The following is a 17,164-nucleotide window of genomic DNA, read 5'->3' on the forward strand; positions in this document are numbered from 1 at the left end:
CATGCGACCGGGCGGTGCTGACTGTGTCGGTCGTGTTCACCGTTCTGAGTTTGCTCGGCTTCATCGCTCTCACCGCCGGAACCGCGCTCTTCGTCGCGGCGGAATTCTCGCTCACAGCCCTGGAACGCAGCACCGTCGAGGCCCACGCCCGTGAAGGCGACCGCCGCGCCCGGCAGGTGCGCCAGGCGCATCGCACGCTCTCGTTCCAGCTGTCCGGCGCGCAATTGGGCATCACCATCACCACGCTGATCACCGGCTATATCGCCGAACCGGTGCTGGCCCGGCTGCTGGAACCGGCGTTCACCGCGCTCGGCGTGAGCGGTTCTGCGGCACACGGCATTTCGCTGGCCCTGGCCCTGATCATCACGACCTCGCTGTCCATGATCTACGGCGAACTGGTGCCCAAGAACATCGCCATCGCCGCACCGCTGTCCACCGCGCGGGCCACCGCCGGGCCGATGATCTGGTTCTCCACCGTCTTCCGCTGGATGATCAATTTCCTCAATGGCTCCGCCAACTGGGCCGTGCGCCGCATGGGCATCGAACCGGCCGAGGAGTTGCGCTCGGCGCGCTCGCCACAGGAATTGGGTTCGCTGGTGCGGACTTCCGCCCTGCACGGCGCGCTCGATCAGCGCACCGCGCAGGTGGTGGATCGCTCGCTGGCCTTCGGTGAGCGCAGCGCCGAGGAGCTCATGACCCCGCGCGTGAAGATCGAATCCCTGGACAAGGACGACACTCTCGCCGAACTCATCGAGGCCGCGGGCCGCACCGGCTACTCTCGGTTCCCGGTCATCGACGGCGATCTCGACAACCCCCTCGGCGTGGTGCACATCAAACAGACCTTCCTGCACCCGGTGCTGGCGCGCCGCACGGTGAAGCTGTCCTCCATCGCGCAACCGGTGCCCATCGTCCCGGCCAGCATGGACGGCGACGAGGTCCTCGAACGCGTCCGCGCCGACGGTATGCAGGTGGCCCTGGTGGTCGATGAATACGGCGGCACCGCGGGCATCGTCACCATGGAGGACATTATCGAGGAGATCCTCGGCGATGTCCGCGACGAGCACGACGAAGAGGAACTCGATGTGCGCCGCACCCCCGCGGGCTGGGACTGCTCCGGTCTGCTGCGCATCGACGAGGTGTCCCGCACCACCGGCTACGACGCCCCCGAGGGCGAATACGAAACCCTGGGCGGTCTGGTGCTGACACGGCTGGGCCGCATTCCCGAGGCCCGTGACGAGGTGCTGCTGCCGCAACCCGGCAACGGCCACCACAATGGCTTCGAACCGCACACCGACGGCGGCTGGATCGCCACGGTGGAGCGCATGGACGGCCGCCGCATCGACCGCGTGCTGCTGCGCCCGGTGAGCGCCGAGGTCATCGCGAACTGGGAGCACGACCATGGGTGATCTCTGGGCCGTCGCACTCACCGTCCTGCTGCTGCTCAGCAACGCGTTCTTCGTGGCCGCCGAGTTCGCGCTCATCTCCGCCCGCCGCGACCGGCTGGAAGCTCTTGCCGCACAAGGCAAGCGCTCCGCCACCACGGTCATCGAGGCCGGGCAGAACCTGTCCATGATGCTGGCCGCCGCGCAGCTGGGCATCACCATCTGCTCCATCCTGCTGGGCCGGGTGGGCGAACCGGCGGTGGCGCATCTGCTGGAGGGGCCGTTCGAACTGCTCGGCGTGCCCGATCAACTGCTGCACCCGATTTCTTTCGCCCTGGCCTTGGCCATCGTGGTGGTGCTGCACATCCTGCTCGGCGAGATGATCCCGAAGAACATCGCGCTGGCCGGACCGGAACGCGCCGCGCTGCTGCTGGTTCCGGCGCATCTCATGTTCCTGCGCCTCGCCCGGCCGCTCATCGCCGTCTACAACCTGGCGGCGAATCTGACCCTGCGGATGTTGCGAATCGAACCCAAGGACGAGCTCGACGCCACCGTCTCCTCGGTGGAGCTGGCCGAGATGTTCGGCGAATCGCATTCGGAGGGCCTGCTCGACGAGGAGGAGCATCGCCGCCTGACCCAGGCGCTGGGTTCCAGCGATCGGATCGTCGCCGATGTCATGGTCCCGCTGGCCAAGACGCGGTCGGTCCCGCTGCGCGGCGACGGCACCACGCTCGGCGATATCGAAACCGCCGTCGCCGAAACGGGATTCTCCCGCTATCCGGTGCGCGCGGCCGATGGGTCGCTGGTCGGGTACCTGCACGTCAAGGATGTGCTGGATCTGGTGGCCGATGACAAGGCGGGCCCGGCGACCCCGATCCCCCGCACCGATATCCGCCCGCTGCCGACGGTGAGCATGGGGACCACCCTCTTCGAGGCCCTGGCCCGCCTGCGCCGCACCAACTCCCACCTCGGCCGCGCGGTCGACAGCCGCGGCAATACCGTCGGCATCGTCGCCCTCGAGGACCTGGTGGAGGAGTTCGTGGGCACCGTCCGCGACGCCACCCACCGCATTGCCGAATGATCGTGAACGCACCGAAGCTGTTGCCGGAGAACGAATGGCGTGAGCGGGCCGCCGCCCATCGCGCCAAGGTGGACGACCTGGTCGGCCCGTACCTGCGGGCGCGGGCGGCCGGGTCCAAACATCCGGTGATCGACTTCCTGTTCACCTATTACGGTCACAAGTCCGCGCAGCTCAAGAAGTGGCATCCCGGCTTGGGCGTTGCCCTGGCCGGGGCCGGGGAGTACGCCGAATCGCGCGGCTACCATCGGGTTCCGGGCGATACCCCCGCCTGGACCGCGGATCCGGCATTCCTGGCCAAGCGCCGCGACACCCTCGAATTCGTGGCGAACCTGTTGTCCGCCACCGCGGCCCGCCCCACCCAGTTGTCCTGCTTCGGGCTGCACGAATGGGCCATGGTGTACCGCAGTGACGAGGTGCGCCATCAACAGGTCCCGCTGCGTCTGGGCCACGCGGGCACCGATGCCGTCGTCGCGTCGATGCAGTTGCGCTGCAACCACTTCGACGCCTTCCGCTTCTTCACGCCCGCGGCGGCGCCGCTCAATATCGAACCCCTCACCCGCGAGGATCAGATCCATCGCGAGCAGCCCGGGTGCCTGCACGCGAATATGGACATCTACAAGTGGGGGTTCAAGCTCACCCCGCTGATCAGCTCGGATTTGCTCTTCGAGTGTTTCGCACTGGCGTGCGCGGCTCGCGAACTCGATATGAAGGCCAGTCCCTACGACCTGGCCGAATACGGCTACGAACCGATTCGCATCGAAACCCCCTCGGGTCGAGCCGAATACGTGCGCACTCAATCCGATATCGCCGCCCGGGCGGCCACCCTGCGCGCCCGGCTGTCCGAGGCGTGTCGCCGCCTCCTGGCCGTAGACGCCCACCCCGGGTCTATGACTCAATGAGTTCAGGGGCAGCGCCGGGGACTGCCCCGCGCCCCGGACGGAGGCCGGTCCCATGTCGGATCTCAACAAGCGCAACCTGCACTACTTCGAAAGCCCGTCCATGCGCGGACTCTTCGAGAGCATGGACGAGTGGCAGGAGGCCCACGGCCGCCGCCTGCTCTCCATCAGCGTCCAGCAGGATGGCGACACCTTCTGCTGCATCGCCCTGACCAACCCCACCGAAGTGGTGATCACCAGCGCCGACGGCCACCATCACGCGCAGGTCAGCCGCTTCGGCATGCTCGCCGTCGACGCGCAATAGTTCAGGCGGGCGCATCCCAGAACGCGAGTTCGTGCCGCATTCCCTCGAGGAAAAGCGTTTCAGCCCGGCTCGTTTCGGCACCGGCCTCGTCGAGCATCTCCGCGCACCGCCGCGTCAAGGCCGCGAATCCGGGATCGGCGTAGGTCTGCACCCACCGCCGGTACCTCGGTTCCTCCGGCATGTTCTCCGCCAGGATCCGCCCGAGCGTCGAATACCCCCACATGCACGGATACAGCGCGGCCAGCCCGTCCGCATAGGAGGCCGCCGAATCCAGCAGGAAGGCCGTGTACACCGCGCACGGTTCACCCTTCACCGCCCCTTCGAGGTCCGCGCCGAACTCCGCCGCCAACCCACGGTGCAATGACAGCTCCTCGTGATAGGTGGCATGCGCCAGATCCACCAGATCCCCCACATGATTTGCGGGCGCCTGCCAAGCGAGCCGCGAGAACACCCGCACATAATCCAGCAGGAACAGATAGTCCTGCTCGAGCCAGGACCGAAACACCGCCTCCGCCAAGTCCCCCTTGCCGATCCCCACCACGGTCGGATGCTCCAACTGCCGCTCCACCAGCGGAAGCCCCATACCCTCCAGATGCGCCGAAAGCCTCATCCCCCGAGTCAACCAGCCAGCCCGCCCAATCCGAAACGGCGACGACCGGGAACTGGTGGCGGGGGCTACTCGACGAATGCCGCCACCAGTTCCCGGTGATCAACTGTCCAATGTCGCCGCGCGCAAATTCGGACAGGATTCGAGCCGACCCTACCGGGCGGTCAGTTTTTGGGTTACTGTCCCAGACGTCACCGGGGACACATTGCGCACCGTGCTGTGCTGCCGGTCACGGACGAAACAGCTCGCTCTGATGGGGGTTCCGCAATGTGGCGGTTCACGGATTGGCGACGGTCGAAGCTCGGGATCGTCGTGGCTAGTGTGCTCATGACCGCGGCCGTATTGCCGGTGGGCGGGGCGGGGGCGGATTTCCAGTCCGAACTCGCCGAGGATGTGCAGCAGTTCTTCGATGTCGGGCGGACCGCGGTGCCGCGGGCGGAGTGCGGGCCGGATGCGCTGCCGGAAAGCGGTCTGCAGGGCGATGTTCCGACGGCCGATCGCAATAGCGGGCGCAGCACGCAGGGGTACCGCTGCAATATGTCCTTCGTCGGCGGCAATGTCGGCCGGGGCGCGGGCATCACCTCGACCAGTTTCGAGCACTGCTCCTATACCGGGTCCATGTTCCCGGGCAATCTGCTCGGGCCCGCGCAGGGCGTACAGGTGCTCGATGTGTCGGATCCGGCGAATCCGGTGGTGACGGCCTCGCTCACGGAACCGGCCATGCTGGCGGGCACGTGGGAATCGCTCAAGGTCAATGCGGAGCGGAAGTTGCTGGTGGGCACCGGCGTTCCCATCGGCGAGGGCGCGGGTTACCTGTCGGTGTACGACATCTCCGATTGCGCGCATCCGCGACTGCTGAATCCGGGCGCGGGCACGAATCTGCTCATGCCGCTGCCCATCACGACCCATGAGGGCGGGTTCTCGCCGGACGGGCGGACCTATTGGGCCTCCGGTATCGCGCCCGGGTTTCGTGAGCGCGGTCGATCTCACCGATCCCGCCAATCCGCGCGTGATCTGGCAGGGGCTCACCGGGATCGAGGCGCACGGGTTCGGCATCAGCCCGGACGGCAATCGCATGTATCTGTCGGCGCTGGGCGGATTCACCGTCCTGGATATCAGCGCGGTGCAGCGCCGGGATCCGAATCCGCAAGTGCCGCACCTGGGCCGGGTGTTCTGGATCGACGGCTTCGCGACCCAGCACAGCGTTCCGGTCACCTATGACGGGCAACCGTACCTGTTCACCGTGGACGAGGGCGGTGCGGGCGGGGTGAAGCTCATCGATGCCTCCGAGGACGGCAATCCCCGCGTGGTGGCCAAGATCAAGCTGGAGATCAATCTGCTGGAGAACCAGGACGCGGCCCTGGCCTCGGCCATGGGCGGTTCGATCTTCTCCTACGACGCCCACTACTGCGCGGCGGACCGGCCCGACAATCCGACCGCCCTGGCGTGCGCCTGGCAGGAATCCGGTATCCGCGTGTTCGATGTCCGGGATCCCGCCGCCATTCGCGAGCTCGCCTATTTCAACCCGCCCGCGCGCACCGGCCGCAATCTCGAACTCTGGAATTCCCCGCACGCCCTGGCCTCGATCATCGGCGTGCCCGGTATGCAGTTCACCTCGGTCGCGCGCGCCATCCTGGAAGGCAAGTTCGATCCCGCCCAAGCCCTTTCGGCCCGCACCTGCATGATCGCATTCGGCGATCTGTCCACCGACTGGTGCTTCTCGCCGCCGGAATGGCGCGGCAATCAGCTGTGGACCACCTGCAACGACAACGGTTTCATGGTCCTGCAGCTGTCCGACGAGGTGTACACCCCGCCCGCCGACCAGCGGTCCGTGGTGGGCTCGTGACGGCCGGGCGCTGGACTCGCGCGGCCGCCCTGGCGGCCGTCGCGCTGGCGGTGTTCGTGGCCGGATTCCTGCTGCGCCCGCTGCTGGTGCCCGAAAACAAGTCGGCGCCACCGGTGCTGAGCCCCACCGAGATCGGTTTCATCCAGGACATGTCGCTGCACCATCAGCAGGCGCTGTTCATGGCGCAGCGCCTGGATCCGGGCGCGGACGCGGGTATTCGCCGCCTCGCCACCCAGATCGCCGATACCCAGCTCAGTGAGATCGGGACGCTCAGCGGCTGGCTGCGCCTGGCCAACGCCTCCCCCACCAATCCGAGCCCGATGGCCTGGATGCACGGGTCCGAGCATGCGGCCCACGATGATTCGGCCCTCATGCCCGGCATGGCCACGATGACCGAACTCGACGCGCTCTCCGCCGCCCGCGGCGCGGCCGCCGAAACCCTGTTCCTCCAGCTCATGCTGCGCCACCACGCGGGCGGCGTCACCATGGCCAAGGCCGCCGACGAGCTCATCGCCGCCGGACCGGTCAAGGAGACCGCCCGCTCCATGATCACCGGCCAGTCCCAAGAGGCCGGGCTCATGACCCTGCTGCGCGCCGAACGAGGCGCCCAGCCCTTGTCGTAGCCTGGCAGGCGACATCGTCGCGGAAGCGCTTCGGCTGTGCGCTCTTCCAGGCGGGCGGGGCTCGATCACCGTGCTGCTCGCGGAACGAGGTGCGCAGCCCTTGTCGCAGCCTGGCGATGGGCATCGTCGCGGAGGGCGCTCTCGGCCGGGCGCTCGGCCAGGCGGGCGATGGTTCGATGACCCTGGGGAGGAACCATGTCCTGGACGCTGAGCGAGGACCCGGCCGCATTCGATCGCGCCGCGGGCGCGTATCTGGCGGCGGACCCGATCCGCCACACCATCCCGCTGTCGGTCGTCGGCAATCTCGCGGCGGGCCGCGCGACCTTCGACTCAACGCTGTTCGGCTGGTGGGCCGATGAGACCCGCACTGTCACAGCGGCGTTCATGCACACCCCGCCCTGGCCCGCCGGGCTCTACGGTGTGGACGAGCGGGCGGCCGCCGAGCTGGTCCGCATCCTGACCGAGCGCGACCATCGGATTTCCGCCGTGAACACCGAGGCCGCGACCGCACACCTGTTCACGGATGCGTGGACCGCCGCGCATCGACGAAACACCAAGGCCGGGACCATGATGCGGCTGTATCGACTGGGCGAGCTCACCGCGCCTGTCCCGCCACCCGGTGCGGCCCGTACGGCCGAGCTCGCCGATCGCGATCTGATTGCCGAGTGGTTCACCGCATTCCAGGGCGAGACCGGCGGCCCGGCCGCGGTGGCCTGCTGCCTGCTGCCGTGCCACGGCGTCTCCCGCATCGCCCCGGTCTACACCCCGCCGGAGCGGCGCGGATGCGGTTACGCCGGGGGCGCGACCACGGCCGTAGTGCATCGCGCCCGCGAGCTGGGCGCGCAGGAGGTCGTGCTCTTCGCCGACCTGGCCAACCCGACCAGCAATGCGCTCTACCAGCGCTTGGGATTCCGGCCCGTCACCGACTTCACCATCCGCGAGATGTGCTGAGCGGCCCTCGAAACCCGGTCGCAGCCGCTGCGGGCCCCTCGGTATCGTCACTCTTGTTCGTCGGCCGACCGGCCGGGAGAGGGTGGCCACCGCATGATCGAGGCGCAGCAGCTCATCATTCCGGAGCACATTCACGGATATCCGGATATCGCTTTCGGCGGTTACGTGGCCGGACTACTCGCCGCGCACGCCTCGGCCGAGACCGTGCGAGTGGATTTCCGGCGCGTGGTGAATGTCGGGAAGCCTGTGCGGCTCGCGACCGCGGGTGACCATGCCGCGCTGACGTCTCTCGACGGAACCGTTCTGATCGAGGCGGCACCGTCCGCGCTCACCCTCGATCCGCCACCGGCCCCGTCGTGGGAGGTGGCGAAGTCGGCCACCGAAACCGCGCTCACCTCGCCCAAGCGCCAGATCACCGACTGCTACGGCCGCGGCGTCGCCTGCCCGCCGGGCCGGGGCCTGCGACTGTTCCCCTGGTCGACGCCGGAGCACGACCTCATCGCCGCCGCCTGGACCCCCGATCCGAACCTCGCCGACGCTTCGGGCGAACTCCCGCCCGAGGTGGTGTGGGCCGCCCTCGACTGCCCCGGCGGCATTGCCGCCTGGGTCCAATCCGATATGGGCCAGGGCGCCTTCACCGCCGCCCTGACCGCCACCCAACTCCGCCCCGTGCTCGCCGGAGCCGAGCACATCTCCCACGCCTGGGCGATCCACCATGACGGCCGCAAACACACCGTCGGCGTGGCCCTTTCCACCGCCGACGGCGAACTCTGCGCGCTCGCGGAGGCCCTCTGGATCGAGCCCAAGCCCGCATAACAAGCTGGACGTATGATCACCGGGAACTGGTGGCGGCATCGGCCGAGAGGGTCGCGCCACCAGTTCCCGGTCGTCGACGTTTCACTCCGTGCGGCGAGTGAGGTCGCCGGTGAGGACGAAATCGCCGGACGGGTCGGTGCCGGTCTGGAGGGACAACTGGTGGTCGCCCTGGGGGGCGATTGTCCAGAAACGCAGGGTCACAGTCGAATCGCCCTGTGTGCAGGTTTGGGCGGGTGGGTCGAGTTTGGCGGTGTTGCCGCGGGCCAGCAGGGTCCAGTGGCAGCCGTCGTCGGTGACGGCGGTGAGGCGGTTGGCGTAGTTCGTGGTGAGGCGCACCGTCGTTCCGGCCTTCGGGGGCGGGGAGCCGTACTGCCAGGCGCCTTCGAAGCGGGCTGCCGCGGGCGGATCGAATTCCGGGACGCGGGTGCGGGCGCCGTGCGCCAAGGTGAACTCGTAGTCGCGGTCTGCGTGATGGCTGGTGGCGGTGAGGGATTCGGTTTCGCGGTCGCCGTCGACGCGCACCGTCCATTCGCGCATGGTGTAGAAGGCGCCGAGGACGGGGTTGTGGCAGGTCTGGCCGGGTGGGTCGAGGGCGAGGGCGGCGCCGGTGACCCGGAACTGCCAGGTGCAGCCGACGTCCGTGCGGCCGGTGACGTGCTCGGAATCGGTTGCGGTGAAGACGATATCGCCGATCTGCGGGCCTTCCGCGCCCTCGGCGAGGCTCAGGGCGGCCATATTGATCTTCGTCGCGCCGTCCGGATAGTCGTAGTTCCAGCGGCCCTCGTAGGCCGCCGCCGGGCTGGCCGCGGCGGTCGGCGCGAAGGGGGTCGCGGCAATGGTGGTGAGGAGGAGAAGTGGCAGGAGTGTTCGGAACATGGCCGATCGCCATCCTTCGACTAGATAATCTAGAAGCAAGGTTCGCTAGATAGATAGAAAACCTAGTAATTAGGATGCCGAGAGGTTTGTGGAATGTCAACGGAGAAGGGCGCTTTGGTCGACGCCGTGCTGGCCGGGATCGGCCGCACCGTCGAACGCGGCATGCGCATGAACCAGACCGCGGCCGCGCGGCTGGGGATCAATGCGACCGATATGCAGTGCTTACAGCTATTGCAGTACGGTCCGCGCACATCGAGCGAGCTGGCGAAGCTCATCGGTATGACCACCGCGTCCATGACCGCGCTCATCGATCGACTGGAGAAGGCCGGATTCGTGACGCGGGTCCGCGACGAACACGATCGTCGCCGGGTGCTGGTACACATCGTCCTCGATCGGGCGCGCGGCGATATCGCCCCGATCTTCGGGCCGCTCGTGGGTGGCTGGCGGCGAGCCCTCGACGGCTACACGGTTCAGGAACTCACCGTCATCGGCGATTTCCTGAACCGTGTCGAGGCAGGATTCGATGCCGCACTGGACGAATGAGCGGATTCACTCGGGACAGGCGGAGCTCTCGATGACATCGACGAAGTTCGGTCGCACATAGCCGGGTGAGAATCGTTCCAGCACATCGGCTTTCACATTGCCGAAGGTGGTGGCGGGACGGTGCGCGATGCCATCGGTGAACGCCGCGAGGATGCTGCGCTTGAAGTCGGGGCGCGGGTGGGCGGCGACAACCGCCGCCCGGACCTCGGCCGACAGGTCGTCGAATCCGATTCCCAAGACGTCGTATTCGACGCCCGCGGTGACCAGAGCGATCTCAGGGGCCATGCGGGTGGGAATTTCCGGCGTGGTGTGCAGGGCGATGGCGGTCCACACGGTGTCGGCGGCGGTCTCGGAAATACCATGCGCCAGCAAGAATCTGCGAGCCTCGTCGGCGCCGTCGATTTCGAAGCGCTGATCGTCGGTACGGAACTTCTCGGTCAGCCCGAGGTCGTGGAACATGGCGCCGACGTAGAGCAGCTCGGGATCGAACTCCAGACCCCGACGGCGGCCCTGGAGCGCGCCGAAGAGAAAGACGCGGCGGGAGTGGTCGAACACCAAGGGACTGGCAACCTCGCGCACCAGCTCGGTGGCCTCGCGAGTCAGGCGGGTGTCGGGGATGTCGATATCGGCAATGCGTGTCATGGTTCGAGCATCGCCGCCGGGACGAGCCCACGGCCATGTCCATATGGACCACTACCCCACAGATTTGGCCATAGCTTTTCGGTGAGGCAGCCCCTCGGAAAGGATCGCCGTTCCGGCGAACGACGGGCTCGGATGCCCACTGTGGCGGCTCCACTCGACGTACTCGGCAGCGCATGGGACCGAGCCACGGCCAGGCTCGCCTGCACTGGCACCACGGATTCGGCACTCCCCTCGGCGGGGTGGCTCATCGGAAGGTCGCCGTTCTGGCGTATGACGGGGTTCGGCTGCTCGATGTGGCGGCTCCGCTCGAAGTGCTCAGTACGGCAATCGCATTGGGCGCGGAGTATGAGGTCGCGGTGTGCTCGCCGAGTGGCCGGGAGGTGGCGACGTCGGCGGGGGCGACGCTGGGCGCGACCGGGTGTTTCGCCGATATCGGCGATGCGCATACGGTCATCGTGCCGGGATCACCGCTGCTGCCGTCCGCGCCCGCACCGGCCGAATTGCTCACCGCCATTGCCGAACTCGCGGATCGCACGCCGCGCATCGCTTCGGTGTGCATCGGTGCGTTCGCTCTGGCCGCGGCCGGTCTGCTCGACGAGCGCCGGGCGACCACGCACTGGCGGCACACCACCACCCTCGCCCGCGCCTATCCTCGGATCACCGTCGAGCCGGATTCGATCTACGTGCAGGACGGCCCCGTCCTCACCTCGGCGGGTGTCAGCGCCGGAATCGATCTCACCCTGGCACTGGTGGAGGCCGACGCCGGTGTCGAACTGGCCCGCGAGGTAGCCCGCGACCTGGTCGTATTCCTGCAACGACCGGGCGGGCAATCGCAGTTCTCGGCGGCTTCCCGCATTCCGCGACCCCCGCACGACCCCCTGCGCACCCTCCTCGACGAGATCGTCGCCGACCCGGCGGCCGATCACTCCCTGTCCGCCCTGGCCTCCCGCTCCGCCCTGAGCGTCCGCCACCTCACCCGCCTGTTCCGCGAACACCTGGGCACCACCACCGCCGCCTTCGTGGAATCGGTCCGCCTGGAAGCGGCCCAGTCCCTCCTGGACTCGGGCGAACCCGTCACCCAAGCGGCCCGCCGCTCCAGCCTCGGCAGCGACGAATCCCTCCGCCGAGCCTTCCTCCGCCACCTGGGCGTAACCCCCTCCGCCTACCGTGCCCGCTTCCGCACCACCCTTGTTCCCGGTCGATGATGTTTCACAGGTCGCGGAACATGATGTGGAGGCCGACGCGGCCCTGGGTCGGGTGGTGGAAGGCGCCGGGGACGGTGCCGATGATGTCGAAACCGGCACGTTTGTAGAGGTCGACGGCGCGGTGGTTCGATTCGGCGACCGAGTTGAATTGCATACCGGCGAAGCCGCGGGCCTTCGCCCACGCGAGAACATGCCCGCACAGGGCTGTGCCGACGCCGCGGCCGCGGGCGTCGGTGGCCACCATGAAGCTGGCGCTGGCGATATGGGATCCCGGACCGGGGCGGTTCGCGTCGGAATTGGCGGTGCCCAGGAGGCGGTCGCCGTCGACGGCGACCACTGTGACCCCGGGCGGGCCCACCACCCAGATGTCGCGCGCCTGGTCCTCGGTCATGGCCGGGTCGTGGACGAATGTGTCCGCGGCGCGGACGATCTCGCGGATGATGGGCCAGACGCGAGGCCAGTCCGCTGCGGCGAACTCACGAATCTGCATGGGACAGAATGTAACTCATGCGGCCTTCAGTTCGGCGGCGCCGAAGGAGACGTTGAAGCGGTCGCACCAGATGGAGACGCTGGTCAGGGTGGACAGGTCGGCGTCGGCGGGGATTTCGTAGTTCTGGTTGCCCTTGTTGCCCTTGAGCTCGCCGAGGTTCAGGTAGGCGCCGTCGTCGAAGACTCGCCAGCCGTCGGTGCCGGGGATGACGGGGGCGTCGGTGAGCCAGACGAACAGGGCGGGGCCGTCGCTGGTGGCGAGGTTCTCCAGGCGCAGGACTCGGGTGCCGTCGCCGAGTTGGAGGACGGCTACTGTGCCGGAGGTGTCGTGTTCGTGGGAGATGAAGGCGCCCGTGTAGAGGGTGCGGGTTTCAGGGGCGGGGGCCGCGCCGGGGGTCACGGGGGCGCTGATGGTGGGGGCGGCCTCCTCGACCGTGGTGCTGGTGAACAGGCGCCACGGTTCGAACAAGTAAAGGCCCACTGCCAGGGCGATGACGGCTACGCCTGCCACCACCCACGTGATGCGAGAGCGTGCGATCCTGCCCACCGAAACCATGGTCTTGCCTCCGAAGTGATTGTCTCGACCTGTCAGGTCGATTCAACGCTTCCGGGGACCGTTCGGACAGACAGAATCGCCTCTCGTCAGGGATTCGTCAGAGATTCCCCACGGTGTGTTCCAGGCGTTGCGCCACCAGTTGGCGAGCCTGCTCGCGCAGCGCGGGGCGGAAGCCGCTGGGGTAGACCGGGTCGCCGGGGGCGTAGGTCTTGAGGACCTCCTTGGCGAGGGTGATCTTGTGGACCTCGGTGGGGCCGTCGGCAATGGCCATGACCTGGGCGTAGTTCATCATGTCGACGAAGGGGAGGTCGGTGCTGACGCCGATGGCGCCGTGCAGGTGCATGGCGCGCTGGGCGATATCGTGCATGACCTTGGGCATGGCGACCTTGATGGCGGCGATGTCGTGGCGGACCTTGCGGTAGTCCTGTTCCTTGTCGATGCGCCAAGCGGTGCGCAGGACGAGCAGGCGGAACTGCTCCATTTCGATCCAGCTCTCGGCGATCTTCTCCTGGGTCATCTGGAGGCCGCCGAGCACGCCCTTGCGCATGGGGCGCGACACCGCGCGCTCGCACATCATGTCGAAGGCCTTGCGCACCATGGCGACCGTGCGCATGGCGTGGTGCACGCGGCCGCCGCCGAGGCGGGTCTGGGCCACGATGAAGCCGAGGCCCTCCGCGCCGAGCAGGGCGTCGGCGGGAACGCGCACATCGGTGAAGCGCAGGTGGCCCTCGTTCTCGCTGAAGCCGGGGACGGTGAAGTTCCGCACGATCTCCAGGCCGGGGGTGTCGGCGGGGACGATGAACATGGACAGGCGCTGATGCGGGTCGGCCTCCGGATCGGTGACGACCATGACGATGTGGAAGGCGGCGAATTCGGCGGCGGAGTTGAACCACTTCTCGCCGTTGATGACCCACTCGTCACCGTCGCGCACGGCGCGCGTCTTGAACGCGGTCGGGTCGGAGCCGCCGGTGGGTTCGGTCATGACATAGCAGGAGCCGATCTCGCCATCGAGCAAGGGCTGCAGGTATTTCGCCTTCTGCTCCGGCGTGCCGAAGTGGGCGAGGATCTCGGCATTGCCGGAATCCGGTGCCTGACAACCGAAGACGAGCGGAGCCCACTTCGAGGTTCCGATCACTTCATTGAGCAGTGCCAGCTTCAGCTGCCCAAAGCCCGGGCCGCCGAGTTCGGGGCCGAGGTGGCAGGCCCACAGGCCCTGCTCTTTCACCTTCTCCTGCAAGGGTTTCATGAGCGCCCGGATCTCCGGGTTCTGCCGGTCGTAGGGTTCCGGGTAGAGCAGATCGAGGGGTTCGACCTCGGTCTTCACGAACTCCGCGACCCAATCCAGTTTCTTCTGGTATTCCGGATCGGTTTCGAAATCCCAAGCCATGGTCAGCCTTTCATCGGTTTCCGGCCGGTGCCGCGACACCGTCGAGGATGGTGGTAGTGAGAATGTCGGCGATCTCGCCGGGGGTGCGTTCGCCGTCGGGGCGATACCAGCGGCTGACCATGTTCAGCATGGCCACCACGCTATTGGTGACGACATGGTCATTGGTGCCGAGCAGTCCGGCGCGATGGCCCTCGTCGAAGACCCGCTGCCAGCAGGATTGAATGGCCTCGCGCAGCTCCTGCAGGTCCGCCTCGCGTTCGCCGGTGAGCGCCCCGGCATCACGCAACGCGATGGTCACCTCGTACTGATGCTCGATGATCAGCCGGACGTGATCGCGAATCATGGTGCGCAACTTGGTGATCGGCTCGTCCGCGCCGTCGGCCACCGCGGCGGCGGCATCGCGCATGATCTGGGTGTAGCCGCGCCGGATCCGGAAGAGCAGTTCCTCCTTGGATCCGATGTGGTAGTACAGCGCCCCGCGCTGAATCCCGGCCCGATCGCCGATCTCGGCAACACTGGTGGCGTGGAATCCCTTCTCCGCGAACAATTCCATGGCTGCGCGCATGATCCGCTCCCGGGTCTCCCCCGGACTCGTCTCGGAGGCGGGCGGGCGGCCGCGACGGCGCGCCGGTTCGACCGTCATTGGAATCCGCCGTCGACCGCGAGGGTGGATCCGGTACAGAACGCGGAACCGTCGGAGGCGAAGAACAAAGCGGCGCCGACGATATCCGTGGGCGCCCCGATCCGCCCGGCCATGGTCTTCCCCGCCAGGAACTCGCGCGCCCCCTCCGGCCAGGCCTTGGCGATATCGGTGTCGAAGGGTCCGCAGCGAATGGTGTTGACCCGCACCGCCGGTGCGTAGGTCCGCACAAGACCGAGGGTCAGCGCTTCCAGTCCGGCCTTGGCCGCGGCATAGGGCACGGCGAGCGGTTCCGGGTGCACCGCCTCGGTGGAGGAGATATTGATGATGGATCCCCCGCCCGCCGCCGCCATGCGCGCCCCGATGAGCGCCGACAGCCGGAACGCGCCCTTGAGGTTGGTGGCGATGATCTTGTCGAACATGGCCTCGGTGACCTGATCCAGGCTCGGGTGCAGCAGCGACATGCCCGCATTGTTGACCAGCACATCGATCCGATCCATTTCCCACAGGGCGCCCTGCGCCAGGGCCTCGCACTGCGCCCAGTCGCCCACATTGCAGGCCATGGGCAGCGCCCGCCGACCGTACTTCGACCGCACCTCGGCCGCCAGCGCCTCGCACGCCTCGAACTTGCGGCTGGCGATCACCACGTCCGCGCCCGCCTCGGCGAAGGCCAGCACCATTTCGCACCCCAGCCCCCGGCTGCCGCCGGTGACCAGAACAACCTTGCCGGACAACGACTTTCCCATGGGCGGCACCTTCGCACGTCGACTACCCGAAATGTTCCATCCAGTACATTAAATGTACCGAACGATACAATCAAGACCTCGGCGCGCCCCCGGCAGGTCTCGGAACAGCCCCGAACAGCGGTGCCGCGAACTTCGCTTCCCAACCCGCGAGTAACATGACGGGCGTACTTTTTTCCACCCGGCTATCTCGAAACGAGGCAGTAGATGACAGAGCGGATTCAGGTCGGCGGGCTCCAGGTCGCGCGCGTTCTTCACGAGTTCGTGGAGAACGAGGCTCTTCCCGGCACCGACGTAGACTCCGCCGCGTTCTGGTCGGGTGCCGAGGCCGTCATCAACGACCTCGCCCCTCGCAATCGAGCACTGCTCGCAGAACGCGACGACATCCAAGCCAAGATCGACGAGTGGCACCGCGCCAACCCCGGCACGGGCTACGACAAGGCTGCCTACAAGCAGTTCCTCACCGAGATCGGCTATTTGCGTCCCGAACCGGCCGATTTCCAGATCGGGACCGAGAACGTGGACGCCGAAATCGCCACCCAGGCCGGGCCGCAGCTGGTCGTTCCGGTCATGAACGCCCGCTTCGCCATCAATGCGGCGAATGCCCGCTGGGGTTCGCTGTACGACGCGCTGTACGGCACCGATGCCATCTCCGAGGCCAATGGCGCGGAGAAGGGCTCGGGTTACAACAAGGTCCGCGGTGACAAGGTCATCGAATGGGCCCGCAACTTCCTAGATGACGCCGTGCCGCTGATCACCGGCTCGCACATCGGTTCCACCAAGTACTCCATCGAGGACGGCGAGCTCGTGGTCGGCCTCGAGGACGGCACCGATATCGGTCTGGCCGACAATGACGCGCTCGTCGGCTACCTGGGTGATCCGGCCGACCCGACCTCGGTGCTGTTGAAGCACAACGGGCTGCACATCGAGATCCAGATCGACCCGTCGTCGCCGATCGGTTCGACCGACACCGCGGGCGTCAAGGACGTCGTGCTGGAGTCCGCGGTCACCACCATCATGGACTTCGAGGATTCGGTCGCCGCGGTGGACGCCGAGGACAAGGTCCTCTGCTACCACAACTGGCTGGGCCTGATGAAGGGCGAACTGGCCGAGCAGGTTTCGAAGGGCGGCAAGTCCTTCACCCGCACCATGAACGCCGATCGCGTGTACACCGCGCTGGACGGCAGTGAGCTTGTGCTGCACGGTCGTTCGCTGCTGTTCGTGCGAAACGTGGGTCACCTCATGACCTCCGACGCGACCATCGACGCCGAAGGCAATGAAGTCCCCGAGGGCATCATGGACGGCCTCATCACCGTGCTGGCCGCCAAGCACGCCCTCAATGGCGACACCAAGCTGAAGAACACCCGCACCGGCTCCATCTACATCGTGAAGCCGAAGATGCACGGCCCGGACGAGGTCGCCTTCACCAATGAGCTGTTCGGCCGCGTCGAGGGCGTGGTGGGCCTGCCCGCCAACACGCTCAAGGTCGGCATCATGGACGAGGAGCGCCGCACCACGGTCAATCTGAAGGCGTCCATCCACGCCGCCAAGGACCGGGTCGTGTTCATCAACACCGG

18 protein-coding genes and 1 pseudogene are annotated in these 17,164 nt (G+C 67.4%); 11 read left to right on the plus strand and 8 right to left on the minus strand.

Annotated elements, in window-relative coordinates:
* Positions 1–23: 23 nt before the first annotated feature.
* From NC4_RS23405 to NC4_RS23420, 4 genes are read left to right on the plus strand one after another with little or no spacing between them, the layout of a single operon-like run.
* Positions 24–1,406 carry a hemolysin family protein gene (locus tag NC4_RS23405; protein ID WP_067541999.1) on the plus strand — a complete coding sequence of 461 codons (1,383 nt, stop codon included), beginning with the start codon at positions 24–26 and terminating at the stop codon, positions 1,404–1,406.
* Positions 1,399–2,463 carry a hemolysin family protein gene (locus NC4_RS23410; protein WP_067541940.1) on the plus strand — a complete coding sequence of 355 codons (1,065 nt, stop codon included), beginning with the start codon at positions 1,399–1,401 and terminating at the stop codon, positions 2,461–2,463. Before NC4_RS23405 ends, NC4_RS23410 begins: the two co-directional genes overlap by 8 nt.
* Positions 2,460–3,362, plus strand: a complete 903-nt coding sequence (locus NC4_RS23415) for a 3-methyladenine DNA glycosylase (protein WP_067541942.1) — start codon at positions 2,460–2,462, stop codon at positions 3,360–3,362. The genes NC4_RS23410 and NC4_RS23415 overlap by 4 nt, the downstream gene beginning before the upstream one ends.
* A gap of 52 nt (positions 3,363–3,414) precedes the next feature.
* A complete protein-coding gene (locus NC4_RS23420) occupies positions 3,415–3,663 on the plus strand; it encodes a hypothetical protein (RefSeq protein ID WP_067541944.1) in 249 nt (82 codons plus the stop codon).
* A gap of 1 nt (position 3,664) precedes the next feature.
* On the opposite strand, the gene NC4_RS23425 is transcribed toward NC4_RS23420, so the two are convergent.
* Positions 3,665–4,273, minus strand: a complete 609-nt coding sequence (locus tag NC4_RS23425) for a TenA family protein (RefSeq protein WP_067541947.1) — start codon at positions 4,271–4,273, stop codon at positions 3,665–3,667.
* A 324-nt stretch (positions 4,274–4,597) separates the two neighbouring features.
* Here NC4_RS23425 and NC4_RS23430 point away from each other — a divergent pair.
* From NC4_RS23430 to NC4_RS23445, 4 genes and pseudogenes are all read left to right on the plus strand, one after another.
* Positions 4,598–6,116: pseudogene (locus tag NC4_RS23430) on the plus strand (LVIVD repeat-containing protein).
* Positions 6,113–6,739: a DUF305 domain-containing protein gene (locus NC4_RS23435; protein ID WP_067541950.1), complete on the plus strand. Its 627-nt coding sequence runs from the start codon at positions 6,113–6,115 to the stop codon at positions 6,737–6,739. Before NC4_RS23430 ends, NC4_RS23435 begins: the two are co-directional and overlap by 4 nt.
* Before the next feature lie 195 nt (positions 6,740–6,934).
* Complete coding sequence (locus tag NC4_RS23440; protein WP_067541952.1) at positions 6,935–7,690, plus strand: GNAT family N-acetyltransferase; 756 nt, start codon at positions 6,935–6,937, stop codon at positions 7,688–7,690.
* A 93-nt stretch (positions 7,691–7,783) separates the two neighbouring features.
* Positions 7,784–8,506: a PaaI family thioesterase gene (locus NC4_RS23445; protein WP_067541955.1), complete on the plus strand. Its 723-nt coding sequence runs from the start codon at positions 7,784–7,786 to the stop codon at positions 8,504–8,506.
* A gap of 81 nt (positions 8,507–8,587) precedes the next feature.
* On the opposite strand, the gene NC4_RS23450 is transcribed toward NC4_RS23445, so the two are convergent.
* Positions 8,588–9,382: a hypothetical protein gene (locus NC4_RS23450; RefSeq protein WP_067541958.1), complete on the minus strand. Its 795-nt coding sequence runs from the start codon at positions 9,380–9,382 to the stop codon at positions 8,588–8,590.
* 93 nt (positions 9,383–9,475) lie between these two features.
* Between NC4_RS23450 and NC4_RS23455 the strand changes: the two genes are divergently transcribed.
* A complete protein-coding gene (locus tag NC4_RS23455; protein WP_084529696.1) occupies positions 9,476–9,925 on the plus strand; it encodes a MarR family winged helix-turn-helix transcriptional regulator in 450 nt (149 codons plus the stop codon).
* A 6-nt stretch (positions 9,926–9,931) separates the two neighbouring features.
* Here the strand turns inward: NC4_RS23455 and NC4_RS23460 are convergent, their stop codons facing one another.
* Entirely contained in the window at positions 9,932–10,567 is a 636-nt protein-coding gene (locus tag NC4_RS23460) for an HD domain-containing protein (protein WP_067541964.1), read from the minus strand.
* Between the two features lie 173 nt (positions 10,568–10,740).
* On the opposite strand from NC4_RS23460, the gene NC4_RS23465 reads away from it, so the two are divergent.
* Complete coding sequence (locus tag NC4_RS23465) at positions 10,741–11,772, plus strand: GlxA family transcriptional regulator (protein ID WP_084529697.1); 1,032 nt, start codon at positions 10,741–10,743, stop codon at positions 11,770–11,772.
* Positions 11,773–11,776: 4 nt separating this feature from the next.
* Here NC4_RS23465 and NC4_RS23470 read toward each other — a convergent pair whose 3' ends face one another.
* The 5 genes from NC4_RS23470 to NC4_RS23490 all read right to left on the minus strand — a co-directional run bounded on the left by NC4_RS23470 (position 11,777) and on the right by NC4_RS23490 (position 15,590).
* Complete coding sequence (locus tag NC4_RS23470; protein ID WP_067541968.1) at positions 11,777–12,262, minus strand: GNAT family N-acetyltransferase; 486 nt, start codon at positions 12,260–12,262, stop codon at positions 11,777–11,779.
* A gap of 15 nt (positions 12,263–12,277) precedes the next feature.
* The gene (locus tag NC4_RS23475; protein WP_067541971.1) at positions 12,278–12,817 is read right to left on the minus strand and encodes a DM13 domain-containing protein; all 540 of its coding nucleotides are present in this window, start codon (positions 12,815–12,817) and stop codon (positions 12,278–12,280) included.
* Between the two features lie 97 nt (positions 12,818–12,914).
* Complete coding sequence (locus NC4_RS23480) at positions 12,915–14,204, minus strand: acyl-CoA dehydrogenase family protein (protein WP_067541974.1); 1,290 nt, start codon at positions 14,202–14,204, stop codon at positions 12,915–12,917.
* A 10-nt stretch (positions 14,205–14,214) separates the two neighbouring features.
* Positions 14,215–14,847 (minus strand): TetR/AcrR family transcriptional regulator, encoded by a 633-nt coding sequence (locus tag NC4_RS23485; RefSeq protein ID WP_067541977.1) that lies wholly within the window; start codon positions 14,845–14,847, stop codon positions 14,215–14,217.
* Positions 14,844–15,590, minus strand: coding sequence for an SDR family NAD(P)-dependent oxidoreductase (locus NC4_RS23490; protein WP_067541980.1), 747 nt, complete (start codon positions 15,588–15,590; stop codon positions 14,844–14,846). Before NC4_RS23490 ends, NC4_RS23485 begins: the two co-directional genes overlap by 4 nt.
* 204 nt (positions 15,591–15,794) lie before the next feature.
* Between NC4_RS23490 and NC4_RS23495 the strand changes: the two genes are divergently transcribed.
* The coding region (locus NC4_RS23495) for a malate synthase G (RefSeq protein WP_084529698.1) at positions 15,795–17,164 on the plus strand (1,370 nt) is incomplete at its 3' end.

It is taken from the genome of Nocardia crassostreae, assembly GCF_001613405.1.
GTDB lineage: Bacteria > Actinomycetota > Actinomycetes > Mycobacteriales > Mycobacteriaceae > Nocardia > Nocardia crassostreae.